The organism is Burkholderia sp. MSMB0856 (assembly GCF_001524645.2).
Taxonomy (GTDB): Bacteria; Pseudomonadota; Gammaproteobacteria; order Burkholderiales; family Burkholderiaceae; genus Burkholderia; species Burkholderia diffusa.
In genome coordinates, this window is sequence record NZ_CP013428.1 from 457,355 (window position 1) to 481,423 (window position 24,069).

The window sequence follows — 24,069 nt, forward strand, 5'->3', positions numbered from 1 at the left end:
CACACATCTACCGGGCAAGGTGGGCCGAGCTGGCGGCACGCTCATCGCTGCTGTGGCGCCACCCATTCCTTAAGCGAGGAGCACACCATGTTGGCAAAGTCAGGCAAGTTCTTGCGGATACTGTTCGCGCTATTCGCGCTGGCGTTCGCATTCAGTCCGGGCGGCGTTCGGGCGGCCACCAACCAGCTTCTCCTGTTGGTGCCCGACACGCTGACGCTGCCTGATTCTCGCGTGTCCGCGTGGCTCGATACCGCGCAGGAAGAAGGGTTGCAGATCACCGTCATGACCGACAGCCAGTTCATGGCCGCCGGCTCGTCGCTGTCGCAGTATCCGGGCCTGATCCTGCCGGACCAGGTTCATACGACGGCCGCCGACGCGCTCGTGACGGCGATCCAGAATTACGCGCTGAACGGCGGCAAGGTGATGCTCGTCTACGATTTCGGCGTACTGAATTCGGCAGGCTTCTATGTGAGCCCGAAGTCTCGTTTCAGCAACATGGTCGGCGTCGACTACGTGTTGTATGACCAATACGGCGGCAACATGATCGGCCTCGGCAACGTGACCGGCATGAGCAGTTGGCTGCGCACGCTGCAAGTGCCCCCCGGCAAGTCGATGGCATGGACGACGACGACTTCGGCGACCACGGCCGCCAGCCCCACGACTTCGTTCGCGTCGACGAGCAGCTCCGGCTCGTCGAAGACGTCGGCATCGACGTCCGGCAGCGCGCTGTTCCTGGCCGCCAGCCCGTCGAACCCGGGCGGCCTCGCGAACTACAACCACAATGCGTGGTTCCAGTACACGACGCCCCCCACGGGCAGCGGCGTGCTGAGCCAGACGCTCCCGAAGCTGACCGGCACCGTGACCGGCAAGCTGAAGAAGACCACGACGTATAGCGCCGGTTCGCTGCTGAGCACCGCGACCGGCAAGACGGCCAGCACGCTCGCTTCCACGCTGACGACCAGCACCGACACGCTCGAAGGGATTTCGGGCTACGTGTACGGCTTCCTGACCTATCCGAGCTTCGTGACGCAGGGCACCTTCTCCGGCACGACGATCCTGACCTCGCCGACGTTCGGGCTGGTGTCGGGCTACAACCCGTACGGCAACGGCGGCGTGCTGTTCGTCAACCTGCCGCTCGCCTACCTCGACGGCCAGACCGACGGCATGCTGATTCACGGCTACCTGCATTATTTCGGCACGCAGATGCTGAATCTTCCGTCGCTGTCGCCGCTGCCCAAGGCGCAGGCCGGGCTCGTGTTCAACTGGCACTTCTGCGCGGGCGACCAGATCCAGCCGGCGCTTTATCTGAAGAGCCTCGGCGTGTGGAACAACGGACCGTTCTCGCTCGTCGTGACGGCCGGCCCGGATGAGGCAACCTTCGGCGACGGCGACGGCATCAATCTCGCCAACAACCCGACGGCACAGAATCTCCTCAAGTACTTCGTCAGCAGGGGCCATCATGTCGGCAGTCACGGCGGCTGGATTCACGACTACTGGGGTGCGAATGCGAGCGAAACGAACGCGAGCACGTTCACGCAGTACCTCGTGATGAACCACCAGGCCGTGCAGGCCGCGACGCTCCAGCCCGACGTCGAATACGCGGCGCCGGAAGGCAACACGCCGACCTGGTCGGTGAACTGGCTCGAAAGCAATGGCTTCAACGGGTACTACTTCACCGGCCACACCGGCTCGGCGCCGACCCGCGCATACCGCAACGGTGCGCTGCTGAACCCGGGGCTGTGGGCGTACCCGGTGATGCCGTTCGGCAAGTACGCGACGTTCGAGGAGTTCCAGCAGTACGCGGTGCCGACGACCGACGTGAACAACTGGTACGCCGCGCTGATGAACTTCGTCGTCGCGAACCACACGAGCCGGCTGATCTATGCACACCCGTACGGCGCGTCGTTCTATCCATCGACGTTGTCCTCGATCTTCACGCAAGCCAATTTGCTGAAGCTGACCGGGCAGTTCCGCTGGTACACGATGACCGATATCACGGTCTTCGACCGGGCGCGCTTGAACGTCACGTGGTCGGCCACCGACACGGGTAGCGGCTGGGCATTCTCCGCCAGCCACCCGAGCAGCCTGACGAACATGACGTGGCTGTTGCCGAAGGCCGCGTATGCATTGCCGATCATCACGCAAGGCAGCGGCAGCGTGAATATCACCGACTCGACGTACTGGCTCGTGACCGCGAATAGCGGCACCAGCCTCAAGTTCACCAGCGCCAAGGTGCACTGAGCCGCAACGTCGATACACTCGCCGGTGCGCGACGCGGCCAACGCCGCGCCCGGCGCGAATTGCGCAGAACTACCGCGCAGGAGCCCCAGATCATGAAACGGCCCGCGCTTTTCCCGGCCGCACGCGCGTGCGTGGCGGCCCTTGTCAGGCCGTGCCATGCGTGGCGCGTTGCCTGTTGCGTCGCCGCGTGCTGCTCCGTGCTGCACGCGGGCGCCGCCGAACTTCAGCTGAACGGGCTGTATCAACGCCCGGACGGCGCGATCACCGTGCGCCTGAACGGCGCCGGCATCGATCCTTATTTCGCGGCGAAGGCGCTGCTTGCCGCCGCCGACACCCATATGGATGCCCATCAGGCCGCACTCGCGTGGATCGGATGGGTGTTGCCGCGCCAGCGGCTGGACGGCGGATTCGACCGCTTCTGCGTGAAGAGCGGACAGGTCGGCCCGTGCGCGGAAGCCGACGCGGACGACGCGATGATGGCGACCTGGATCGAACTGCTCGCGCGCTTTGCGCCTCCCGACGGGATGCCGGCTGCCTGGGAACTCAGCCTGAACCGCGCGGGCGCGCACCTGGACACGCTGCTCGACAAGGCGAGCGGCGTCTATCAGATCTCGTCGTCGCTGCATGTCGCACTGCTGATGGATAACGTCGAGGTGCACAGCGCGTTCCAGGCGCTCGCCGCGTATTACGTGCGCCGCGCCGACTACGCGCACGCGGGGCCGTGGAGCCAGCGTGCCGACCGGCTGTCGTCGGCGATCGTGAAGGTGTTCTGGCGCGGCACGCAATCCGGCTTTCGCGCGAGCACGCAGAAAATCAGCGACACGAGCTTCTATCCGGCGAAAGTCGCGCAGATCTTCCCGATCCTGTCCGGCATCCAGGTGCCCGACCAGTCGAACGAGACGATCTATGCGCAGTGGATGCAGAAGTACGGAAAGACCTGGATGCAACTGGCCGGCTCCGATTTTCCGTGGGGGCTGATCGCGCTGGTCGCATTCAAGATGAACGACTGGAGCACCGTCGCCTGCTGGTATGCGCGCTCGGGCCCGTACCGTCATGGCTCGCACTGGAACGTACTGGAGGAGGCGCTGTATCTGGCATTCGAAAGCCGGATGGCCGACCCGCTCGCGCCCGCCAAATGCGGGTTCACGACGGCGGAGATAACGGTGACCGGATCGCGCTGACACGACGGCGCACGGTCGATGAACGGAAACAGGGAAGGAGACGTGTCATGTGTGGCATCGTCGGCGCGGTCGCGCAACGGAACATCGTTCCGATTCTGATTGAAGGTTTGCGCCGCCTCGAATATCGCGGCTACGATTCATGCGGCGTGGCGACCGTCGTCGACGGCCAGGCGCGACGAGAGCGCAGTGTGTCGCGGGTCGCCGATCTCGACGCGCACGTGCGCAGCGCCGGGCTGTCCGGCAGCACCGGCATCGCGCATACGCGATGGGCGACGCATGGCGCGCCCGCCACCTGCAATGCGCATCCGATCTTCTCGCGCGACGAAATCGCGCTCGTGCACAACGGCATCATCGAGAATCATGAAACGTTGCGCAGGCAACTGTCTGACGAGCACTACCAGTTCGATGGCCAGACCGACACCGAGGTCGTCGCCCATCTGATCCACAGCAAGTATCGCGGCGATCTGCTCGCCGCCGTGCGCGATGCGACGTCGCAACTGCACGGCGCATACGCGATCGCGGTGTTCAGCAAGCATGAGCCGCAGCGGCTGATCGGCGCGCGGGTCGGATCGCCGCTCGTCGTCGGCCTGAAGGACGACGAATGTTTTCTCGCATCCGACGCGCTCGCGCTCGCCGGCATCACCGATCGCTTCATCTTTCTCGAGGAAGGCGACATCGTCGAATTGACGCCGGGCGGCGTGCGAATCCTCGAGCGTGGCGGCACGCCGGTCGATCGCCCGATCCAGACCGTCTCGTCGGCGCAGGCCGCGGTCGAGCTCGGACCGTATCGGCATTTCATGCAGAAGGAAATTTTCGAGCAACCGCAGGCCGTCGCCGCGACGATTCCCGATGCGGGGCTGTTCGATCCGGCGATATTCGGCCCGGATGCCGCGCGCGCGTTCGAACAGATCGACAACGTGCTGATTCTCGCGTGCGGCACGAGTCATTATTCCGGCCTCACCGCGCGCCGCTGGCTCGAGACGATCGCGCGCCTGCCCGCGCAGGTCGAGATCGCGAGCGAATACCGTTACAGCGACGCGCTCGCGCTGCCGAACACGCTGGTGGTCAGCGTGTCGCAATCCGGCGAGACCGCCGACACGCTCGCCGCGCTCAAGTATGCGCAGGCGCTCGGCCACATCGATACGCTGGCGATCTGCAACGTGCCGACCAGCGCGATGATGCGCCAGACCGGCTTGCGGTTCCTGACGCGCGCCGGCCCGGAAATCGGCGTCGCGTCGACCAAGGCGTTCACGACGCAGCTCGTCGCGCTGTTCATACTCGCGGTGACGCTCGGCCGGCTGCGCGGCTACGTCGACGATGCGCAGCTCGCGCGTTATACGACGCAGTTGCGACGGCTGCCGAACGCGCTCGAGGACGTGCTCGCGCTCGAACAGCAGATCGAGCGCTGGGCTGCGGAATTCTCGCGGCACGAGAACGCGCTGTTCCTCGGGCGCGGGCTGCATTATCCGATCGCGCTCGAAGGGGCGCTGAAGCTGAAAGAGATTTCGTACATCCACGCGGAAGCGTATCCGGCCGGCGAACTGAAACACGGGCCGCTCGCGCTCGTGACGCACGCGATGCCGGTCGCGACGATTGCGCCGAACGACGCGTTGCTCGAGAAGCTCAAGTCGAACATGCAGGAAGTGCGGGCGCGGGGCGGGCAGCTTTACGTATTCGCCGATGCCGATACGCGGATCGACAACGGCGAAGGCGTGTCGGTGCTGCGTATGCCGGATTACTACGGGCTGCTGTCACCGATCCTGCATGTCGTGCCGCTTCAACTGCTCGCGTATCACGCGGCTTGCCTGCGCGGCGCGGATATCGACAAGCCGAGGAACCTCGCGAAATCGGTGACGGTGGAGTGACGGGAGGTGCGAAGGGGGCTAAAGCTTTTTTAGCTCCCTTTTCTTGCTGGCGCTCGCTTTGCCGACGAAGTAACCGTCCACGGTCTCATCCAGACGACCTCGTGTAACGAATCGGCGGCTTGCCGCTCGCGGAGAGGAGAGGACTGATCTCGAGCTCCGGAGCTCATATCACGATGGGAGAACTCGAAAGGTCATCGCGCTGCGGACCGTGAACTGGAAAGTGTTTTTGCAGCAGTTCGGTCACTTGCTCGACACCTCGCAGAACACCGGACCGATAATCGCCTTGCCGGAAATGAGCCTCCATGGCCTGGCAAATCGCCTCCCATTCGCGGCTATCCACCTTGGCGTGTATGCCTCGGTCCGCAACAATTTCGACGTCGCGGTCCGCAAGAAGAAGATAGATGAGAATGCCGTTGTTGTGCTCCGTGTCCCAAACCCTGAGGTTCGAGAACACCTCGATGGCACGATCCCTCGCAGTTGTGCCCTTCAGCAAGGCGCCAATGTGCAGCGCCCCCTCCACAGCAAACCTGACTTGACCCACGTGCGCGCGATGACTAGTACGTACAGCCTCGTCGATAGCGTCAAGCGCCCGCCGTGAAAATGCGCGGTTGACCTGCCAGTGGGTCGTGAAAAGATGCCGGAAGAGGCGTTTCAGGTCCATGCTCACCACCGTCCCGATGCGCCACCGCCGCCGAAGCCCCCACCGCCTCCGCGAAAGATGTCGCGATTCGAATCACGACCGAAACGTGCGTCGCTACCGCCAATGAAGCGCCCGCCAGCGGCTCGCATCCCGCCACCCAGCAATGTGAAGAGCAGCGCCAGCATTCCCGCCGCGATGGCGACAAAAAGCGCCTGCGATAAAATCCACGCGAGTATCCCAACGATGCCGCCGGTAACGACGGCTCCTGGCAGACGCCCGAACATGGCGCGCAGTAGCCCGCCGGCCATGACCGTCAGGAGGAAAAGAACAGGAAGTAACCGTCCGGCGCCGTCGCTGGCCCGAGGTGGTCGCTGCGGCGGAGGTAACGGCTCGCCGCTGGTGACGCGCATGATGCCGTCGAGGCCGGCGGTGATGCCGCCGTAGAAGTCCCCGTTTCGGAATCGCGGGACTATCGCTTCGTTGATGATGCGATTGCTCGTTGCGTCGGTGAGCACACCTTCGAGGCCGTACCCGACCTCGATTCGAAGTGCCCGGTCGTTTTTGGCGACGATCAGGAGCGCGCCGTCGTCGACATTCTTGCGCCCAAGCTTCCATTGCTCGACGACTCGCATCGAATACTGTTCGATGGTTTCGGGCTCCGTGGTCGGGACAATGAGAACTGAAAGCTGCGTTCCTCGTTTCGCCTCAAACTCTCTCAACGTCTTCTCAAGGCTGGCCGTCTGGCCGCTGGTCAGGGTTCCGGTCTCATCGGTCACTCTGGATGTCAGTGGCGGGATAGCGGCGTCCGCGTGCGCGTGTGCTACCCCCAGGACAAAGAAGGCAAAGACGACGACCATCGCCAGTCGGAACGTGTTCAATTGGAGGCCTTGCCTGCAGATGCCGGCGTCGAGCCGAAGTCGACCCGAGGCGGTTTGGAAATCTCGGCTTCGTTGCTCACCGAGAAGTTGGGGCGCTCCAGATAGCCGAATGCCTTCGCAGTCAAATTGTTCGGGAACGAACGTATCGTCGTGTTGTACGTCTGGACGGAGCGAATGTATCGGTTGCGGGCTACGGCAATGCGATTTTCCGTACCCTCGAGCTGCGCCTGCAGGTCCCGGAAGTTCGCGTCCGACTTCAATTGCGGATAGTTCTCCGATACCACGAGCAGGCGTGACAGAGACGACGTGAGCTGTCCCTGCGCCGCTTCGAACTTTGCGAACGCCTGCGGGTCGGCAATGAGTTCGGGCGTGGCGCGAATCGAGCCGACTTGTGCCCGGGCCTCTGTCACGCGGACGAGCACTTCCTTTTCCTGGTTCGCGTACCCCTTCACTGTGTTGACGAGGTTGGGAACGAGGTCGGCGCGCCGTTGATACTGATTTAGAACTTCTGACCAACTGGCCTTTACCTGCTCGTCTTCGCTCTGGATGGCGTTATAACCGCACCCGGAGAGAGCAAGCAGACTCGCCGCCGATGCGGCTATCAGAAGTGCGCGGGCCAGACTGCGCCGCGCAGAGATTGCTGCAGGATTTGTCGACATGGACGCGCCTCTGTCCGATATTTGCCTCGGCATTCCGCCGCTCGCGTGTGCACTGCTTATCGTAAGTGGCAGCGCGGTCGCAGAGTTGATTCATGTCAATGCTGCATTGTCGAGCGTGCCCGCAGCGATACCCCTTGCCGGTCGCATGTCCGCCCCGCGGATGTGCTACGTATGAAGCGTTCGATTCGTGATTCGTTGAGCCACGTCAAGCCATCGAAGGGGTGTCAGCATAGAGTGATTTCAGGGCTCGACCGGCTATCCGGAGCCATGCTCGTGTAGAACGCGATGGCATTGCCGAAAAAACCGGCAATCACAGTTGCGGCGCTCGGCATGGTCATGGCGCTGCAATCGCCGGTCCGCGGGCGGCACCGACAATGCAGCTCGCTTTCGCCATCATCCCAATACGGCGACCGCAAAAGTGCCGAGCAAGGCAAACTGCGCGGCAGCATCCGGCCGGGAAGTGAGACGGTACGAAATGGGAGGCAGCGGTGAATGACAACTCACATGGTGCTCGGCCGTTCTGGAAATCACGGTCGGCCATTGCACTCGTCGCGTTCGCTGCAATAGCACTGTTTCTCCTGCTTTCCGAACACCGAGCCCACTTCCTTGGGGTGTTGCCCTATCTGCTGTTGCTCTCGTGCCCGCTGATGCATCTGTTTATGCACCATGGGCACGGGCACCATGGAACGAAATCGACCGAGGGGCGTCCTGATTCGGGAGAGGGTCATGACCAGCATCGATGACGGTTACGGGTTATGGAGCCTCGCAGCGATCAATTCACTTGTCTTCATCATCTTCGCGTTCAGCTTCTTCAAGCCGGCGACAAAGCGGGACTGGCGAACGTTCGGTGGATTCTCTGCCTTCATCGTCGCGCTATTCGCGGAAATGTACGGGTTTCCGCTCACCATCTATTTGCTGTCGGGTTGGTTGCAGACGCGCTTTCCGCAAACAAATCTACTGTCGCACGATACAGGACACCTGTGGTGGACCTTGACCGGCAGGCACGGCGACCCGCATGGCGGACTTCCGCATCTTCTCAGCTTCTTCTTGATATTGGGCGGCTTCTACTTGCTGTCCACGGCGTGGCACGTACTGTATGAAGCTCAGCGTAGCAAGGAGTTGGCCACCACCGGCCCCTACGCGAAAATCCGACATCCTCAGTACGTCGGGTTCGTCGTCATCATGCTGGGTTTCCTGCTCCAATGGCCCACGCTGGTGACCTTGGCAATGTTTCCCATTCTGGTTTTCATGTACGTTCGACTAGCGATACAAGAGGAACGCGATTCGGAGGCGCAGTTCGGCGCGGCGTGGCGTGAATACGCGGCACATACGCCCCGATTTGTACCCAACGTTTTTGGAAAACGCCCGGCCCAAATACATTGATTTCAGGCGGCTCACCGATAGCTGGCACCGCTGCTGAACTCAATCGCAATCTTCCGGGATGAGGAGGCTACCATGAAGCCCGTCAAGACTGGCGTGACGCTTTCAGCCACGGTTGTGCTCTTCTATGTCCTGTGCACACTCGTATGGATGGCACTTCCTGAACCGTTCATGAACTTCATGAACATGCTTTTTCACGGACTCGATTTTCGGCGCCTTCAGACGGGCGAGCCACTGTCGTGGTGGTTCGTCGTCTACCCGGCCGGTGTGTTCGCGGTCTGGTTCTTTGCAGTTGGCGCCTTCTTCGCGTGGTTACACAACCGCCTGAGTGGACCGGGCTGACGCAATTCCGTACGCCCGTACCTCTCTCCCGGACCACACGTTGCCCGTGTCCGTCTCCGGAAATCAGGAGAGTGAGATAACGGGTTGAACGGGAAAGCACGGAATGATCGTTGCTCCCGTGCTAGCGCTCGACATACCGACACGTCGTCGGTGGCGCCCTCTGATGCGCAGGGCGACGGGCCTCAATGGAAGCGGAACGGGTGAACATAGGAGCGTCAAATGAGCGGCCGACCCGGCGAAGACAATCTTCATCATCAACGGATTTCCGGCCGCGTGTCATCGGGCGAACATCACGCTCGTGAGGCGGACAAGCACGCCCCTTCCGCCGCGCACGGACACGGCGCGCGTGCGCATCAGCATGAGGGCCGGGCCGAGCACGTTCGTTCCACGGATTCGCTTCGCGACCCCGTCTGCGGAATGACGGTGTCCGATAAATCCCGCTTCCACGGCGAACACAATGGCGAGTGGTACGCGTTCTGCAGCCAGGCGTGCTTGACGAAATTCCAGGCTGCGCCGTCCAAGTATGTTGAGCCCTCGACCATCGAGCAGCGGCAAGCAGTGCCAGACGGAACCATCTACACGTGCCCGATGCACCCGGAAATTCGCCAGGACCATCCGGGGCAATGTCCAAAGTGCGGCATGACCCTGGAGCCGATTCTGCCCAGCGTTGACGAAGGCGAGAATCCGGAACTGGTCGATTTCCAACGCAGATTCTGGTGGACGCTACCACTGACCGTCGTAGTCTTCGTCCTTGCGATGTTCGGCCATCGCTTCGGATCGATGGACGTCGACACCGAGAGCTGGGTCGAGTTCATTATCTCTACGCCGGTCGTCCTGTGGGCAGGCCTGCCGTTTTTCGCGCGATGCGTACGCTCATTCATGAACCGCAGCCCCAACATGTGGACCCTTATTGGGCTTGGGACAGGTGCCGCTTACATCTACAGTGTCATCGCGACCATCTTTCCCGGCGTGTTTCCGGAAACGTACAGCGCGCACGGCCGAGTCAGCGTGTATTTCGAGGCGGCGGCAGTCATCATTTCGCTGACGCTCCTCGGGCAGATGCTCGAACTGAAGGCGCGCTCGCAAACGTCCGCCGCCATCAAGGCACTACTCGGGCTCGCACCCAAGACTGCGCGACGCATCAACCCGGATGGCGCCGAAGAAGATATTCCGTTGTCCAATGTACATGTGGGAGACCTGCTTCGCGTGCGGCCGGGCGAGAAAGTTCCTGTGGATGGCGTAGTGACGGACGGCACGAGTTCGCTTGACGAGTCCATGATTACCGGCGAGCCCATTCCCGTCACGAAGCGTGTTGGCGACCACGTCATTGGCGCAACGATGAACGCGACGGGCAGTCTCGTCATCCGCTCGGAAAAGGTCGGCTCCCAAACCTTCCTGTCGCAAATCGTGCAGATGGTCGCGCAGGCGCAGCGGTCCCGTGCCCCCATGCAACGTATGGCTGACAAGGTGGCTGGCGTGTTTGTCGTCGGGGTCGTCAGCGTCGCTCTTTTGACGTTCGTCGTGTGGGGCATCGTCGGCCCCGAGCCCAGCTGGGTGTTCGGTCTCATCAATGCAGTGGCGGTGCTCATCATTGCATGTCCCTGCGCGCTAGGCCTCGCGACGCCAATGTCCATCATGGTCGCGAGCGGAAAAGGCGCCACAACGGGGATCCTCTTTCGCGATGCGGCTGCGATTGAGAATTTTCGCAAGGTCGATGTGCTCATCGTCGACAAGACCGGAACGCTGACCGAGGGGCGTCCAGCGTTCGAGCAAGCCGTGGGCACAACCGGATACACGGCCGACGAAGTGCTTCGTCTGGCGGCGAGCCTCGACCAGGGTAGCGAGCATCCGCTTGCAGCAGCCATCGTTGCGGCAGCCCGTGAGAAGAAGTTGACTTTGGAACGTACGGAAAATTTCGAATCCGCGACGGGTATCGGCGTGAGAGGAATGGTCGCCGGCAGGAGACTTGCGCTTGGCAACACCGCGCTGATGCAGGCTGACGCCATATCCGTCGAATCGCTGGCCAAGGAGGCGAACGGCCTGCGTGCGCAAGGCGCCAGTGTCATGTACCTGGCTGTCGATGGCGGTTTGGCCGGACTGCTGGCGGTCGCCGACCCGATAAAGGCGACGACGCCGGAAGCGCTTTCGACATTGAGGGAGAACGGTATTCGAGTCGTAATGGCGACCGGTGATGGCGTGGTCACCGCGAAGGCGGTGGCCGAGAAGCTCGCCATCGACGAATTCCATGGCGAGGTGAAGCCTGCCGATAAGCTCAATCTGGTATCACAGCTTCAGCAAGCCCGGCATGTCGTCGCGATGGCTGGAGACGGCATAAACGACGCCCCCGCGCTTGCCAAGGCCGATGTCGGCGTGGCCATGGGAACAGGCACGGATGTGGCAATGAGTAGCGCTCAGGTGACGCTCGTCAAGGGCGACTTGCGCGGTATCGCGCGTGCTCGAGTGCTGTCCGAGGCGACCGTTGCGAACATGAAGCAGAATCTCGGCTTCGCGTTCATATACAACGCGCTTGGCGTTCCGCTGGCGGCAGGGGTACTTTATCCATTCACCGGTTTGCTGCTCTCGCCGATGATTGCGGCACTTGCAATGAGTCTAAGCTCCGCTTCGGTCATTTCGAACGCGCTAAGGTTGCGTAACGCCAGAATTTGAGCAGCGATCGGCACGCAAACGTCCGTACGATTTGACGTCGTCGGGCCGGCCAGACGAGTCATTGACGGCCGGGAAGGCTCTGGCGCGACCAGAACCACGGGTGGTGCGTAATCTGGTGGAACGGCTCGCGCCGGAATCAGGGTTCTCCGCACGAAAGCAAAAGAATCCGGCCGATTGTTTTCTTCTGTATCGGGAATCCGGAAAGACGACGGCATCAGTTGTAACGGCGGAGCCCCAATGCTCGACCGGTTCACCCGAGGCGGCCCGAATCGACACCACCATACCGCCGCATTCGTGCGAAGATCGAGCGACATCCCACCCGCATTCCATCGAGACCGTCGTGATCCGATCGAACCCCGAGGGCAACCCGCCAGCCGGCCATCCGCCGTGGATGGCCGTCGCACTGGCCGAGCTGGGCATTCGCCGCTTCCCGCCCGGCAGCATCAATCCGCGCATCGTCGAATACAACAACCACACGAACCTCGTCGGCTACGACGACAAGATTTCGTGGTGCTCGTCGTTCGTCAACTGGTGCATGACGCATGCGGGCATTCGCGGCACGGGGTCGGCGCTCGCGCGTTCGTGGCTCGAATGGGGGCGACCGCTGGAGCGTCCGGTGTACGGCTGCGTCGCGATCCTGACGCGCGACGACCCGGCGAGCTGGAAGGGCCACGTCGGGTTCTATCTGCGTCACGACGACGAGCGTGTGCACCTGTTCGGCGGCAATCAGCTGGAGGAAGTGCGCGAGCTTGCGTATCCGGTGAGCGAGGTGATCGGGTACCGGTGGCCGGACGCGGGCTGACCGCGCCGCACGCCCGGCCTCCCGTGCACGGACGACGGCGCCGGCATCGCATGGCCGCGGTCACTCCCGCGCGGCGGTGGCAGCGACGGCCTGCGCTTCACCCGCCGCATCGTTCCTGCTCCACCCACCGCCGAGCGACCGATACAACGCGACCGCCGCCAGCGCATGCTCGCGCCTGACCTGATTGAGCGCATCCGAATCCCGCAGATACACCTCCTGCGCCGACAGCACGTCCAGAAAATCCGTCGCGCCGCCCTTGTAGAGCTGGTTCGCCAGCCCGAGCGCCTTGTCCGACGCCGACAGCGCGCTATCGAGGCGCCGCGTCGCTTCATCGCTGCTGACGAGGTTCGCACGCGCGTCTTCGACTTCCCGCAGCGCCTGCAGCATCGTCTGCCGCAACCCGAGTTCCGACTCGCGCATCCGGCTTTCGCTTTGCGTGATGTCGGCGGTGATTCGCCCCGCGTTGAAGATCGGGCTCGTCGCGCTCAACGCCGCGCTGAACAGGTTGTCGGTCAGCGTCGGCAACCCGAGATACGACGCGGCCAGAATCCCGTCCGTCAGGTTCAGCGAAAACTTCGGATACCGCTCGGCCTTCGCGACGCCGACCTGCGCCGCGCGCCGCTCGACCTGGGCGTACGCGGTGAGCACGTCCGGCCGGCGCAGCAGCGCCTGCGACGGCAGCGTGGCGGGCGACCCGGCAGGCGGCGCCGGAATCGCGCCGGCCTGCGCGAGCACGAGCCGGTCGATCGACTCGGGCGTGCGGCCCGAATATACGGCGATCAGGTTGAGCTGATGCGCGATCTGCGCCTGCGTTGGCGGAATCCGCGCTTCGAGCGCATCGAGCTGGTTCTGCGCGCGTGTGACGTCGAGCTCCGTCGACAACCCGAACGCTTGCCGCTTGCGCGTGAGTTCGAGCGCATGCCGGCGGATGGCCGCGTTGTCCTGCAGGATCACCAGTTCCTGCTGCGCCCAGCGCAGATCCACATAGGCCGAGGCCGCATCGGCCGCGAGCGCGAGCCGCATCGCGTCTTCGGCGTGCTTTTGCCCGACCAGCTCGGCCTGCGCGGCCAGCAGGTCGAGCCGTTCGCCGCCGAACACGTCCGGCGACCAGCTCAGCGCGAGTCCCGCGCCGGCCTGCCGCACGTAGCCGAGCGGCGGCGGCGTGTTTTGGCGCGCGTCGGACGCACGCGCGGTCGCGTCGAGTTCGGGCAGCAGCGCCGCGCGCTTCTGCACGGTCAGCGCCTGCGCCTGCTTCACGCGTTCGGCGGCGGCCTGCAGATCGAGGTTGCCGTCGAGCACGGTCGCGATCAGCCGGTCGAGCACGGGGTCGTTGAACTGCGCCCACCACGCGGCGGCGTCGATGTCCGCGCGCGGCACGTCGGTGTCCCACGCGGCGGGCGCGAGCGATTGCACGGAATCGTGCAGCGCCGGGTGCTGCGCGGGCTGTACCGCACACCCTGCGGCGAATGCGCTGACGGCCAGCGCGACGAGTAGCTTTTTCATGATGACGACCTTGGCTTCAGTGCGCGTCCGGCGGCGGCGCGTTCAGGGTGATGGGACGGGAAAACGCGACGGCAAGCAGCGCGACCACGAAGCACAGCGACAGCGCGTAGTACGCATCCGCGTAGGTGAGCGTCAGCGCTTCGCGATAGATCAGGCGGTGCAGGTTCGCGAGGCCGGCCTGCGCGGTATCGAGCGTGTTGCCGGCCACCGAGGTCCAGTACGCGGTCTGGCGATCGAGCAGCGACGCGACCTGCGGCTCGCCGGCGCTCACGTGTTCGTTCAGGCGCAGGTAGTGGAAGTTGAGCCGGTCGTTGAGCATCGTCGCGCTCACCGCGATGCCGATCGCACCGCCGAGGTTGCGCATCAGGTTGAACAGGCCGCTCGCCGATTTCAGCCGCGACTGCGGCAGCGAGCCCAGTGCCATCGTGACGATCGGCGGCACGCTGAACTGCTGGCCGATGCCGCGCAGCGCCTGCGGCAGCAGCAGTTCCCGCCAGCCCCAGTCGTGCGTGATCGGCGTATACATGTAGCAGCCGAGGCCGAAGCAGACGAGCCCGAACACGAGCAGCGCGCGCATGCTGAAGTAGCGCGTGGCGAACGCATACGCGCAGAGCGCGAGCAGCTGGAACACACCGACCGACAGCAGCGCGATGCCGATCTGCAGCGAACTGAACGCACGCACCTGCGCGAGAAACAGCGGAGTCAGAAACACCGTCACGAAGATCCCGATGCCCGTCACGAACGACAGCAGGCTGCCGATCCCGAAGTTGCGCACGGCGAGCGCGCGCAGATCGACGATCGGGTCTTCCGCAGTCAATGCGTGCACGATGAACAGGAAGCCGCAGATGCCGGAGATCCACGCGCAGATGACGATCGCATCGTCGCTGAACCAGTTCTTGCGCGGGCCTTCTTCCAGCACGTATTCGAGGCAGCCGAGGAAGCCCGACATCAGCGCGATGCCGCGATAGTCGCCGCGCTTGATGAGGCTGAGATCGGGTGCGTCGATATGCACGTAGCGCGGCACCAGCGCGGCCACCGCGATGCCCGGCAGGAGGTTCAGGTAGAACAGCCAGTGCCACGACCATTGATCGGTGATCCAGCCGCCGATCACCGGCCCGATCGCCGGCGCGAGCGACGCGAGCGCGCCGATCGTCGTCGACGCGATCAGCCGTTGCTTGCCCGGAAACAGCACGAACGCGGTCGTGAACACGGTCGGGATCATCGCGGCGCCGAGCGCGCCCTGCAGCCCGCGGAACAGGATCATCGAGTTGATGTCCCACGCGAGCCCGCACAGCATGCTCGTGATCGTGAAGCCGACGGCCGACGCGACGAACAGCCAGCGCGTCGACATCACCCTCGACAGCCAGCCCGACATCGGGATCACGATGATTTCGGCGATCAGGTAGGCCGTCTGCACCCAGGACAACTCGTCCTGGCTCGCGGACAGGCCGCCGCCGATGTCGCGCAGCGACGACGCGACGATCTGGATGTCGAGCGTCGCCATGAAGAAGCCGACGCACATCAGCGCGAACGCGAAGACGCGCTGCTTCGTCGGTTGCGACGCGGGGTCGCCGGAAAACGCGGTGGTCATCGCAGGCTCCCGTTCAGTTCGTGTGGTCGGTGTGCACGGTCACGACCGCGGAGAGGCCGGGACGCAGCACATGCTCGATGCCCGGCTGCGGATCGAGATGCACGCGCACCGGCACGCGCTGGACGATCTTCGTGAAGTTGCCGGTCGCGTTCTCGGGCGGCAGCACGCTGAAGGTCGCACCGGTCGCGGGGGCCAGGCTGTCGACGCGGCCGTGCAGGCGCGTGCTCGACGCGTCGAGCGCGACGTCGACGCGATCGCCCGCGCGCATCTTGCGCAGCTGGTCTTCCTTGAAGTTCGCGTCGATCCACAGCCCGGACACGGGCACGACCGTCAGCAGCGGCACGCCGACGTTCGCGAGCATCCCGACCCGGCCCGTGCGGTTGCCGATGTAACCGTCGACCGGCGAGCGGATCGTCGTGTACTCGACGTTGAGCGCCGCGACGCGTTGCGCGGCGAGCGCGGTGTTCACGCGGGCCCGCGCATCGGCGAGCTGCGCGCCGAGCACGTCGAGCTGCCGCTTCGATGCGAGCAGCGCGGCGTCGCTGCGCGCGACGGCCGCATCCGCCTTCGAATAATCGGCGTCCGCGCGTTCGACGATCTGGTTCGACACCGCATCGGATTTCACCAGTTCGCGATAGCGCACGCGATCGGACGACGCACGCGTGAGCTCGGCCGACGACGCATTCCTGTCCGCCGCATGCTGGCCGATCACCGCGTATTGAAGCTGCTGCTTCGCCTCGAGTTCGGTCACCGCGGCGCGCGCGCTGTCGACTTCGGCGGTCGCCTGTGCGAGCTTCGCATCGTAGTCGCGCGCGTCGAGCCGCACGAGCACGTCGCCGGCCTTCACGCGCTGGTTGTCGGTCACGAGTATTTTGTCGACGAAGCCGCTCACCTTCGGCGCGAGCACCGTGACGTCGCCGCCGACATACGCATCGTCGGTGCTTTCCTGGAAGCGCAGCACGAACAGCCAGTCGAGCGCCGCGGCCGCGATCGCGACGACGACGGCGGCCACCGCGATCCGCATCCACGGCACGCGGCGTTGCTGCCTTGCCGGCCGGTCGGTTGTGGCTGCCTCGCGGGAGGCAGCGGCTTGGGTCGTGTCCATCGATTCACCTATGTATATGCACTAATTGAAACGACCGACGACGCGTCGCCGATCGGGGAAGGGGTCAGCGTTCCGGGAGGTTGTGTGTGATCCGGAACAATTCGTCTCTGAGGCGGGCGGCCTGCGCCGACCCGAACCGCTGCTCGAACGCCTCCTGCGCGGCGAGCCAGTGCACCTGCGCGTCGGCGATCTTCGTTTCGCCGTGCGCGGTCAGCGCGAACGTCTGGCGGCGGCAGCGCGGCTCGATCCGGCCCGCGACCAGCGTCGCGCCGATCAGCGGCTTGAGCGCGCGCAGCAGCGCCGTGCGTTCGATCACCAGTACCGCCGACAGCGTCGCCATCGTCAGACCCGGGCGCTCCCGCAGCAGCGCGAGAATGCTGTATTGCGACGGCGTGACGCCCGCCTGCGACAGGTAGCGCTCGTAGAACTGCGAGATCCGCCGGGCGGCTTGCCGGACCGCGAAGCAATCGTCATCGGTAAGCGTGGACTTGTGCATGTGCACATATTAGGTGGCGCAGCGGCCTGAAGCGAGCGGCGAGGCAGGATCAGATTGGTGCCGTGGCTGTACCAATCGACGGTGCAACGGCGCGTTTTCGCGCCGGATCAGGCGGCGGCCGGAACAATCCCGCCTTCGCGGTCGCAGTACGCGGCCGTGTAGTCGATGAACGCCTTGACCTTCGCCGGCAGCAGCGCGCGATTCGCGTACGCGAGCTTGATTTCGACGAACGCATCGACGAGGTCGGCGCCGTCGAGCAACTGCACGAGCGCGCCCGACGCGAGCTCGGCTTCGACGAGCGTTTTCGGCACGACGCCGATGCCGAAGTCGTGCATCACCATTTCGCGGTTGAAGACGGGGCTGTTCGACGAGATGTCGAAGCTCAACGGCACGGTCAGCGTGTCGCCGTCGACGCGGAACGACAGCGCGGGCCGGCGCAGCGACGGCGACAGCGGCACGAACGCATGACCGGCGAGGTCGGCCGGCGTTTCGGGACGCGGATGCGTGCGCAGATACGCGGGCGTCGCGACGATCACCACCGGGATGCGTTCGACCAGCCGCACGATGGTCGTCTCGCTCGTCAGCATGTACGGCACGACGATGCCGATGTCGTAGCCTTCGCCGACGAGGTCGACCGGGCGCTCGGTCAGCGTGACGTCGAGGCGCACCTTCGGATGCGCGGCCTTGAAGCCGGCGATCAGCGGCACGAGCCGGTTCAGCGCGGCCGTCGTGTGCGCGACGAGGCGCAGCAGCCCCTCGGGCTCGCGCGTGTGCGACTGCGCTTGCGCTTCCAGCGAGTCGAGTTCGTCGAGCACGGCCGCGCAGCGTTCGTAGATGCGCTCGGCGGTTTCGGTGAGCGAGACCTGGCGCGTGGTCCGGTGCAGCAGGCGGCTGCCGAAGCGCGCCTCCAGATCCGCGACCGCCCGCGACACGACCGGCCGCGCGAGGCCGTGCATGTCGGCGGCGCGCGTGAAGCTGCGCATTTCCACCACCGACCGGAAGATCCGCAGCTTGTCGATGTAGTCCATGTCCGTCTCCTCGAGGCGATGGCGGGGCGCCTGATCCACGCGGCCGGCCCGGCCATGTTACGGCGGAGTGTACATTGACTTTATGCATATGCACATATAAATTGCCGGTCATGAACGATCTCCAGATGGCCCAGGCCTGCAATTGCCTCGCGCTGCGTCAGGCAGCGCGCTTCGTCACGCAACTTTACGAACGGCATCTGGCCCCGGTCGGTGTCACGCCCGCGCAGTTCTCGATCATGGTGAACCTGTCGCACCGGCCCGGCCTGGTGATGAGCGAACTCGCCGATGCGCTGGTGATGGATCGCACGACGCTGTTGCGCGCGCTGAAGCCGTTGCAGCGCGACGGCTTCGTCGCCGCGGCCGCGTCCGAGCATGACGCGCGCGCGCATGCGCTCAGCCTGACGAAGCTCGGCGAGCGTACCTACGCGCAGGCGAAAGTCGCGTGGCAAGCCGCGCAGGACGAGTTCGAGACGCAGTTCGGCCGCGGCCGCGCCAAGGCGCTGCGCGACGAGCTGTTCAGCCTGACGGCGCAGCGATAGGCGCGACGCGCGCGGTAGTATTACAAAAGCGATCCGGATCCACCGGACGAGACACGAGGAGCACCCCCATGCTGCAGTTGAGCGAGCGCGACGACGCGATGTTGCGCGGCGCATTCGGCGACGGCGTCGCGCGCGCGATGCGGATCGTCTCGCGCACGGCCGAGGTCATGTCGGCGCCGCGCCTGATCGACATCACGTCCGCGCATATCGACGGCTGTCTTTACCACGGCCAGACCAGCCTCGACTTCGTCGAGTATTTCGTCGACACCGGCGCGCAGGTCGCGGTGCCGACCACGCTGAACGTCGGGTCGCTCGACCTGATCCATCCCGAGCTGTATCACGGCGACCGCACGATCCAGCGCGACGCGCAACGCCTGATGGATGCGCATCTCCAGCTCGGCTGCGAGTCGAGCTTCACGTGCGCGCCGTATCAGCTGAAGAATCGCCCGCGTTTGGGCGAGCAGATCGCGTGGGCCGAATCCAATGCGATCGTGTTCGCCAACTCGGTGCTCGGCGCGCGCACCAGCCGCTACGGCGACTTCCTCGATCTGGCCGCCGCGATCACCGGACGCGCGCCGTATGCGGGGCTGCACGTCGAATCGAATCGCGCGGCGCGGATCGTGTTCAACGCGCCGGACTTCGGCCACCGGCCGTCGCGCGACATCTATTTCGCCGCGCTCGGATTGCTGATCGGCCGGATTGCCGGCGCGACCGTGCCGGCGATCGTCGGGCTGCCGGCGGACACCACCGAGGACGAACTCAAGGCGCTCGGCGCGGCCGCCGCATCGAGCGGCGCGGTCGCGCTGTTCCATGCGGTGGGCGTCACGCCCGAGGCGCCGACGCTCGACGCCGCACTGCACGGGCAGGCGGCGCAGCGAACGGTCGATGTCGCAATGGCCGATCTCGACGAGATCCGCCGCACGCTGAATCACGGCGCGGCCGGCGATGCGCTCGTCGCGGTCGCGCTCGGAACGCCGCACTTCTCGCTGGCCGAATTCCGCACGCTCGACGCGCTGCTCGACCAGTTCGACGGCAAGCCGAAGTGCGATTTCTACGTGAACACGAGCCGCTTCATCCTGTGGGAACTGGGCGAGCTCGGGCTTGCCGACAAGTTCGACGCGCGCGGCATCCAGATCGTCGTCGACACCTGCACGTACATCACGCCGGTGATGAAACAGCTGTCGGGCCTGGTGATGACGAACTCGGGGAAATGGGCGTCGTATGCGCCCGCGAACATCGGCGTCACGGTCGCGTACGGCAGCATGCGCGAGTGCGTGCGTTCCGCGTTCGAAGGAAAGGTGCGATTCGATGACTGAAGCAAGCGTTCGGAAACTGACGGGCGATACGCTCGTGCCGGGCAGCGCATGCGCGCCGACGATCGTGCTCGACAAGCCGCTCAGCTTCTGGGGCGGCTACGACTCGGGCGCGGGGCGGATCGTCGATCGCGGGCACCCGCAGGCGGGCGCGAGCCTGGCCGGCCGGATCATGGTGATGCCGCATGCGAAGGGCTCGAGTTCGAGCAGCAGCGTGCTCGCGGAAGCGGTGCGCAACGGCACGGGGCCGGTCGGGATCGTGCTGAAGGAGCGCGACCTGATCATCTCGATCGGCGCGATCGTTGCTGCCGAGCTGTATGCGATCGCGGTGCCGGTGGTGTGCGTGACCGATGCGGTGTACGACGCGATCGTCGCCGCGACGGGCGACGTGCGAATCGACGCAGGCGAGGGCGACGGCGGCGCGCGGATCGACGTCGGCGGCTGACGCGTCACGCGCTCGCCGGTTCGGAGGAAGCGGGTGTGCGGCGTATCTTCCCGCACGAGCGCCAGCGCGTTTCGTGCCGGCCATCTCGCGCTTGCCGCGTACTTGCACGAAGAGGCCGATCGTCGTTTGACCGAACGATGAAATATCAACGGGGCGCGTGGCACCGCCCGCGTTCTCCGGTCATTCGTGCGTGGCTCCGGCGGCCGCTTCCCGATAGGCGCTCGGCGTCTGCCCGGCCCAGCGCCGGAATGCGCGCGTGAAATTCGCCGGGTCGGTGAACTGCAGCCGCTCGGCGATCGTCTTCAGGTCGAGATCCGACGCCGACAGCAATAGCTTCGCATCGCGAAACCGCGCTTCGTCGAGCAGTTGCCGATAGCTCGACCCCGCTTCCTCGAGCCGGCGCCGCAACGTGCGCGTCGACACGAGCAGCGCGTCGGCGAGCGCCTCCGGACTGGAATAGTTGCCGGCGGTTCGCGCCAGTTCCGCGCGCACGCGCTCGACCAGATCGCCTTCCTCCTGACGCACCTGCGCATACTCGCGCTCGACCTGCACGAGCGCTTGCCGGTGCGCGACTTCGTCGGCGAGCGGCAGCGGCCAGTCGAGCACGTCGTGCGCGATCCACAGCGCGTTCGCCGCGCAGCCGAATTCGACCGGTGGCAACTGGTCGCGATAGCGTGCGAAGTAATCGGGCTCCGGCCATGCGAAGCGCAGCGCGATCGGCGGCGACGCGCGCCCGGACCACTGCGAGATGTTCTGCGCGAGCCCCGTCAGCACGAACTCGAACATCACGTGATGCTGCAGCACGGGGCTCGCCTGCACGCCGTGCAGTTCGAGCGTCGCGCCGTCGTCGTCCTCCGCATAGGTCAGCCGATACTGGCGGTTGCGCATCCGGAAGTAGCGCTGCGTGACGACCAGTGCTTCGCGGATGTCCCGCGCGGTCAGCGTCGCATAACCGAGGAAGCCGTGCACGGTCGGCTTCAGCAGCAGCCCGAACGCGAGCCCGATGCCCGGATCGCCGCCGATCTCGATCGCGTTGAGCACGAGCCGGCCCCATTGCGACGGCGCGACGCGCGCGTCCGGTTCGGCCAATACGGCATCGCGCAGCCCGGTGCCCGCGCGCACGGCGGCCGGATCGACGCCGCGCGCGGCCAGCGCCTGCAGCAGCAGGCGCGTGTAGGCGACCGGAATCGTCGGCCGGCGTAGCCCGAGGTGGTCCTTGCGTGACGGGGAGGTCATGTCGATTTGGCCGGAAATGACAAGCATTATGGCTGTTTGCCCCCTCACGTTCAAGGCGGCGCGCAGCCTACGATGGCACGTATCGCTTATCGGCAGACTCACCATGACGACTTCCTTTCCCCACCTGCTCGCGCCGCTCGACCTCGGCTTCACCACGCTGAAGAATCGCGTGCTGATGGGCTCGATGCACACGGGCCTCGAGGACAGCCGCAAGACGCTGCCGCGGCTCGCCGACTATTTCGCCGAACGTGCGCGCGGCGGCGTCGGCCTGATCGTGACCGGCGGCTTCGCGCCGAACGTGGCCGGCTGGACCAAGCCGTTCGGCGGCACGCTGATGACGTCGGCCGGCGCGCGGCGCCATCGCGTGATCACCGACGCCGTGCATGCGGACGACGGCAAGATCGCGCTGCAGATCCTGCATACCGGCCGCTACGGCTACCACCCGTTCGCGGTCGCGCCGTCGAAGATCAAGTCGCCGATCTCGCCATTCGCGCCGCACGAACTCAGCGCGCGCGGCGTCGAGCGGCAGATCCGCGCGTTCGTCCGCTGCGCGCAGCTTGCGCGCGAGGGCGGCTATGACGGCGTCGAGATCATGGGCTCCGAGGGCTATCTGATCAACCAGTTCATCTCGATGCATACGAACAAGCGTGGCGACCAATGGGGCGGTTCGTACGAGAACCGGATCCGCCTGCCGATCGAGATCGTCGCGCGCACGCGTGAGGCGGTCGGGCGCGACTTCATCCTGATCTACCGGCTGTCGATGCTCGACCTGATTCCGGACGGCAGCGACTGGAGCGAAACCGTGCAGCTCGCGAAGGCCGTCGAGCGCGCGGGCGCGACCATCATCAATACGGGGATCGGCTGGCACGAGGCGCGCGTGCCGACGATCGCGACGTCGGTGCCGCGCGGCGCGTTCGCATGGGTCACGAAGAAGATGAAGGGCGAGGTCGGCATCCCGCTCGTGACGACCAACCGGATCAACCGGCCCGAGGTGGCCGAGCAGATTCTCGCGGACGGCTGCGCGGACATGGTGTCGATGGCGCGCCCGCTACTCGCGGATGCCGAGTTCGTGGTCAAGGCCGCGCAGGGCCGTGCGGACGAGATCAACACCTGCATCGGCTGCAACCAGGCGTGTCTCGACCACGCGTTCAAGAATCAGATCGCGTCATGCCTGCTGAATCCGCGCGCATGCCACGAGACCGAGCTGATTTATACGCGCGTGCAGCAGCCGAAGCGCATCGCGGTGGTCGGCGCGGGGCCGGCCGGGCTCGCGTGCTCGACCGTGCTCGCGCAGCGCGGCCACCACGTCGATCTGTTCGACGCGGCGCCGGAGATCGGCGGCCAGTTCAACATGGCGAAGCGGATTCCGGGCAAGGAGGAGTTCGACGAAGCGCTGCGTTATTTCGGCCGTCAGGTCGAGCTGACCGGCGTGAACCTGCACCTGAACCGCCGCGTCGATGCGAGCGACCTGATCGCGGGCGGCTACGACGAAATCGTGCTCGCGACCGGCGTGGCGCCGCGCGACCCGAAGATTCCCGGCCAGGACGGGCCGAACGTGCTCAGCTACATCGACGTGCTGGCTGGCGGGCAGCCGGTCGGCCGGCGTGTCGCGGTGGTCGGCGCCGGCGGCATCGGCTTCGACGTCGCCGAATATCTGGTGCAGGGCGGCGAGTCGCCGACGCTCGATCTGGAAGAGTGGAAAGCGGAGTGGGGCGTGACCGATCCGGCCGCGACGCGCGGCGGCGTGACGCGCGCGCAGGTCGGGGCGCCGGCTCGCGAAGTGACGCTGTTGCAGCGCAAGGCCGCGCCGCTCGGCAAGGGGCTCGGCAAGACGACCGGCTGGATTCACCGCGCGACGCTGAAGATGAAGCAGGTGAAGATGATCGGCGGCGTGAACTACGAACGGATCGATGCGCGCGGGCTGCACGTGTCGTACGGCGAGCAGCGGACCGATCATGAACTGATCGAAGCCGACACGATCGTGCTGTGCACGGGGCAGGAACCGCAGCGCGCGCTGCTCGCGCCGTTGCAGGCGGCCGGACGCTCGGTGCATCTGATCGGCGGCGCGGAACTGGCGGCCGAGCTCGATGCGAAGCGTGCGATCGATCAGGGATCGCGACTCGCGGCGCGGCTGTAAGGGGCGTCGTTCCGGGTTGCG

21 protein-coding genes are annotated in these 24,069 nt (G+C 65.2%); 12 read left to right on the forward strand and 9 right to left on the reverse strand.

Annotated features, from left to right (window positions below; all coding sequences use genetic code 11):
• Positions 1–87: 87 nt before the first annotated feature.
• From WS87_RS19680 to glmS, 3 genes are all read left to right on the forward strand, one after another.
• Complete coding sequence (locus WS87_RS19680) at positions 88–2,241, forward strand: hypothetical protein (RefSeq protein ID WP_059818701.1); 2,154 nt, start codon at positions 88–90, stop codon at positions 2,239–2,241.
• Between the two features lie 92 nt (positions 2,242–2,333).
• Complete coding sequence (locus WS87_RS19685) at positions 2,334–3,422, forward strand: hypothetical protein (RefSeq protein ID WP_059818702.1); 1,089 nt, start codon at positions 2,334–2,336, stop codon at positions 3,420–3,422.
• A 47-nt stretch (positions 3,423–3,469) separates the two neighbouring features.
• Entirely contained in the window at positions 3,470–5,287 is a 1,818-nt protein-coding gene (gene glmS, locus WS87_RS19690; RefSeq protein ID WP_059531768.1) for a glutamine--fructose-6-phosphate transaminase (isomerizing), read from the forward strand.
• 163 nt (positions 5,288–5,450) lie between these two features.
• Here glmS and WS87_RS19695 read toward each other — a convergent pair whose 3' ends face one another.
• From WS87_RS19695 to WS87_RS19705, 3 genes are read right to left on the reverse strand one after another with little or no spacing between them, the layout of a single operon-like run.
• On the reverse strand, positions 5,451–5,948 hold the full coding sequence (locus tag WS87_RS19695; RefSeq protein ID WP_059818703.1) for a TPM domain-containing protein: 498 nt from the start codon (positions 5,946–5,948) through the stop codon (positions 5,451–5,453).
• Positions 5,949–5,950: 2 nt separating this feature from the next.
• Positions 5,951–6,784: a TPM domain-containing protein gene (locus WS87_RS19700; protein ID WP_059818704.1), complete on the reverse strand. Its 834-nt coding sequence runs from the start codon at positions 6,782–6,784 to the stop codon at positions 5,951–5,953.
• Between the two features lie 17 nt (positions 6,785–6,801).
• Positions 6,802–7,464, reverse strand: a complete 663-nt coding sequence (locus WS87_RS19705) for a LemA family protein (protein ID WP_059531760.1) — start codon at positions 7,462–7,464, stop codon at positions 6,802–6,804.
• 488 nt (positions 7,465–7,952) lie between these two features.
• On the opposite strand from WS87_RS19705, the gene WS87_RS19710 reads away from it, so the two are divergent.
• The 5 genes from WS87_RS19710 (at position 7,953) to WS87_RS19730 (ending at position 12,655) form a co-directional block, all read left to right on the forward strand.
• The gene (locus WS87_RS19710; RefSeq protein WP_082721894.1) at positions 7,953–8,207 is read left to right on the forward strand and encodes a DUF2933 domain-containing protein; all 255 of its coding nucleotides are present in this window, start codon (positions 7,953–7,955) and stop codon (positions 8,205–8,207) included.
• A complete protein-coding gene (locus tag WS87_RS19715; protein WP_059699793.1) occupies positions 8,191–8,847 on the forward strand; it encodes a methyltransferase family protein in 657 nt (218 codons plus the stop codon). The genes WS87_RS19710 and WS87_RS19715 overlap by 17 nt, the downstream gene beginning before the upstream one ends.
• 72 nt (positions 8,848–8,919) lie before the next feature.
• A complete protein-coding gene (locus WS87_RS19720) occupies positions 8,920–9,186 on the forward strand; it encodes a DUF5676 family membrane protein (protein WP_059818705.1) in 267 nt (88 codons plus the stop codon).
• A gap of 219 nt (positions 9,187–9,405) precedes the next feature.
• A complete protein-coding gene (locus WS87_RS19725) occupies positions 9,406–11,853 on the forward strand; it encodes a heavy metal translocating P-type ATPase (protein WP_082750639.1) in 2,448 nt (815 codons plus the stop codon).
• Between the two features lie 391 nt (positions 11,854–12,244).
• Positions 12,245–12,655 (forward strand): TIGR02594 family protein, encoded by a 411-nt coding sequence (locus WS87_RS19730; RefSeq protein ID WP_059819609.1) that lies wholly within the window; start codon positions 12,245–12,247, stop codon positions 12,653–12,655.
• A 60-nt stretch (positions 12,656–12,715) separates the two neighbouring features.
• On the opposite strand, the gene WS87_RS19735 is transcribed toward WS87_RS19730, so the two are convergent.
• From WS87_RS19735 to WS87_RS19755, 5 genes are all read right to left on the reverse strand, one after another.
• Positions 12,716–14,158, reverse strand: coding sequence for an efflux transporter outer membrane subunit (locus tag WS87_RS19735; RefSeq protein WP_059818707.1), 1,443 nt, complete (start codon positions 14,156–14,158; stop codon positions 12,716–12,718).
• Positions 14,159–14,174: 16 nt separating this feature from the next.
• Complete coding sequence (locus WS87_RS19740; RefSeq protein WP_059818708.1) at positions 14,175–15,749, reverse strand: DHA2 family efflux MFS transporter permease subunit; 1,575 nt, start codon at positions 15,747–15,749, stop codon at positions 14,175–14,177.
• 13 nt (positions 15,750–15,762) lie between these two features.
• The gene (locus tag WS87_RS19745) at positions 15,763–16,854 is read right to left on the reverse strand and encodes an HlyD family secretion protein (protein WP_059818709.1); all 1,092 of its coding nucleotides are present in this window, start codon (positions 16,852–16,854) and stop codon (positions 15,763–15,765) included.
• A 64-nt stretch (positions 16,855–16,918) separates the two neighbouring features.
• On the reverse strand, positions 16,919–17,350 hold the full coding sequence (locus WS87_RS19750) for a MarR family winged helix-turn-helix transcriptional regulator (protein ID WP_059531741.1): 432 nt from the start codon (positions 17,348–17,350) through the stop codon (positions 16,919–16,921).
• 107 nt (positions 17,351–17,457) lie between these two features.
• On the reverse strand, positions 17,458–18,378 hold the full coding sequence (locus WS87_RS19755; protein ID WP_059531738.1) for a LysR family transcriptional regulator: 921 nt from the start codon (positions 18,376–18,378) through the stop codon (positions 17,458–17,460).
• 110 nt (positions 18,379–18,488) lie between these two features.
• On the opposite strand from WS87_RS19755, the gene WS87_RS19760 reads away from it, so the two are divergent.
• From WS87_RS19760 to WS87_RS19770, 3 genes are all read left to right on the forward strand, one after another.
• Positions 18,489–18,917 carry a MarR family winged helix-turn-helix transcriptional regulator gene (locus tag WS87_RS19760; RefSeq protein WP_059818710.1) on the forward strand — a complete coding sequence of 143 codons (429 nt, stop codon included), beginning with the start codon at positions 18,489–18,491 and terminating at the stop codon, positions 18,915–18,917.
• Positions 18,918–18,985: 68 nt separating this feature from the next.
• Positions 18,986–20,233: an aconitase X gene (locus WS87_RS19765; RefSeq protein ID WP_059818711.1), complete on the forward strand. Its 1,248-nt coding sequence runs from the start codon at positions 18,986–18,988 to the stop codon at positions 20,231–20,233.
• A complete protein-coding gene (locus WS87_RS19770) occupies positions 20,226–20,675 on the forward strand; it encodes an aconitase X swivel domain-containing protein (RefSeq protein ID WP_059818712.1) in 450 nt (149 codons plus the stop codon). Before WS87_RS19765 ends, WS87_RS19770 begins: the two co-directional genes overlap by 8 nt.
• A 180-nt stretch (positions 20,676–20,855) precedes the next feature.
• On the opposite strand, the gene WS87_RS19775 is transcribed toward WS87_RS19770, so the two are convergent.
• The gene (locus WS87_RS19775) at positions 20,856–21,938 is read right to left on the reverse strand and encodes an AraC family transcriptional regulator (protein WP_059531726.1); all 1,083 of its coding nucleotides are present in this window, start codon (positions 21,936–21,938) and stop codon (positions 20,856–20,858) included.
• Positions 21,939–22,014: 76 nt separating this feature from the next.
• Here WS87_RS19775 and WS87_RS19780 point away from each other — a divergent pair, with 76 nt between their 5' ends.
• On the forward strand, positions 22,015–24,048 hold the full coding sequence (locus WS87_RS19780; RefSeq protein ID WP_059818713.1) for an NADPH-dependent 2,4-dienoyl-CoA reductase: 2,034 nt from the start codon (positions 22,015–22,017) through the stop codon (positions 24,046–24,048).
• The last annotated feature ends 21 nt before the right edge of the window (positions 24,049–24,069 follow it).

Bases quoted from the DNA above. Each gene is read 5' to 3' on its own strand.
- WS87_RS19740 (WP_059818708.1), bottom strand. From the start codon at position 15,749: ATGACCACCGCGTTTTCCGGCGACCCCGCGTCGCAACCGACGAAGCAG.
- WS87_RS19750 (WP_059531741.1), bottom strand. From the start codon at position 17,350: ATGCACAAGTCCACGCTTACCGATGACGATTGCTTCGCGGTCCGGCAA.
- WS87_RS19765 (WP_059818711.1), top strand. From the start codon at position 18,986: ATGCTGCAGTTGAGCGAGCGCGACGACGCGATGTTGCGCGGCGCATTC.
- WS87_RS19705 (WP_059531760.1), bottom strand. From the start codon at position 7,464: ATGTCGACAAATCCTGCAGCAATCTCTGCGCGGCGCAGTCTGGCCCGC.
- WS87_RS19730 (WP_059819609.1), top strand. From the start codon at position 12,245: ATGGCCGTCGCACTGGCCGAGCTGGGCATTCGCCGCTTCCCGCCCGGC.
- WS87_RS19725 (WP_082750639.1), top strand. From the start codon at position 9,406: ATGAGCGGCCGACCCGGCGAAGACAATCTTCATCATCAACGGATTTCC.
- WS87_RS19695 (WP_059818703.1), bottom strand. From the start codon at position 5,948: ATGGACCTGAAACGCCTCTTCCGGCATCTTTTCACGACCCACTGGCAG.
- WS87_RS19680 (WP_059818701.1), top strand. From the start codon at position 88: ATGTTGGCAAAGTCAGGCAAGTTCTTGCGGATACTGTTCGCGCTATTC.
- glmS (WP_059531768.1), top strand. From the start codon at position 3,470: ATGTGTGGCATCGTCGGCGCGGTCGCGCAACGGAACATCGTTCCGATT.
- WS87_RS19770 (WP_059818712.1), top strand. From the start codon at position 20,226: ATGACTGAAGCAAGCGTTCGGAAACTGACGGGCGATACGCTCGTGCCG.
- WS87_RS19780 (WP_059818713.1), top strand. From the start codon at position 22,015: ATGACGACTTCCTTTCCCCACCTGCTCGCGCCGCTCGACCTCGGCTTC.
- WS87_RS19720 (WP_059818705.1), top strand. From the start codon at position 8,920: ATGAAGCCCGTCAAGACTGGCGTGACGCTTTCAGCCACGGTTGTGCTC.
- WS87_RS19735 (WP_059818707.1), bottom strand. From the start codon at position 14,158: ATGAAAAAGCTACTCGTCGCGCTGGCCGTCAGCGCATTCGCCGCAGGG.
- WS87_RS19700 (WP_059818704.1), bottom strand. From the start codon at position 6,784: ATGGTCGTCGTCTTTGCCTTCTTTGTCCTGGGGGTAGCACACGCGCAC.
- WS87_RS19775 (WP_059531726.1), bottom strand. From the start codon at position 21,938: ATGCTTGTCATTTCCGGCCAAATCGACATGACCTCCCCGTCACGCAAG.
- WS87_RS19715 (WP_059699793.1), top strand. From the start codon at position 8,191: ATGACCAGCATCGATGACGGTTACGGGTTATGGAGCCTCGCAGCGATC.
- WS87_RS19755 (WP_059531738.1), bottom strand. From the start codon at position 18,378: ATGGACTACATCGACAAGCTGCGGATCTTCCGGTCGGTGGTGGAAATG.
- WS87_RS19685 (WP_059818702.1), top strand. From the start codon at position 2,334: ATGAAACGGCCCGCGCTTTTCCCGGCCGCACGCGCGTGCGTGGCGGCC.
- WS87_RS19745 (WP_059818709.1), bottom strand. From the start codon at position 16,854: ATGGACACGACCCAAGCCGCTGCCTCCCGCGAGGCAGCCACAACCGAC.
- WS87_RS19760 (WP_059818710.1), top strand. From the start codon at position 18,489: ATGAACGATCTCCAGATGGCCCAGGCCTGCAATTGCCTCGCGCTGCGT.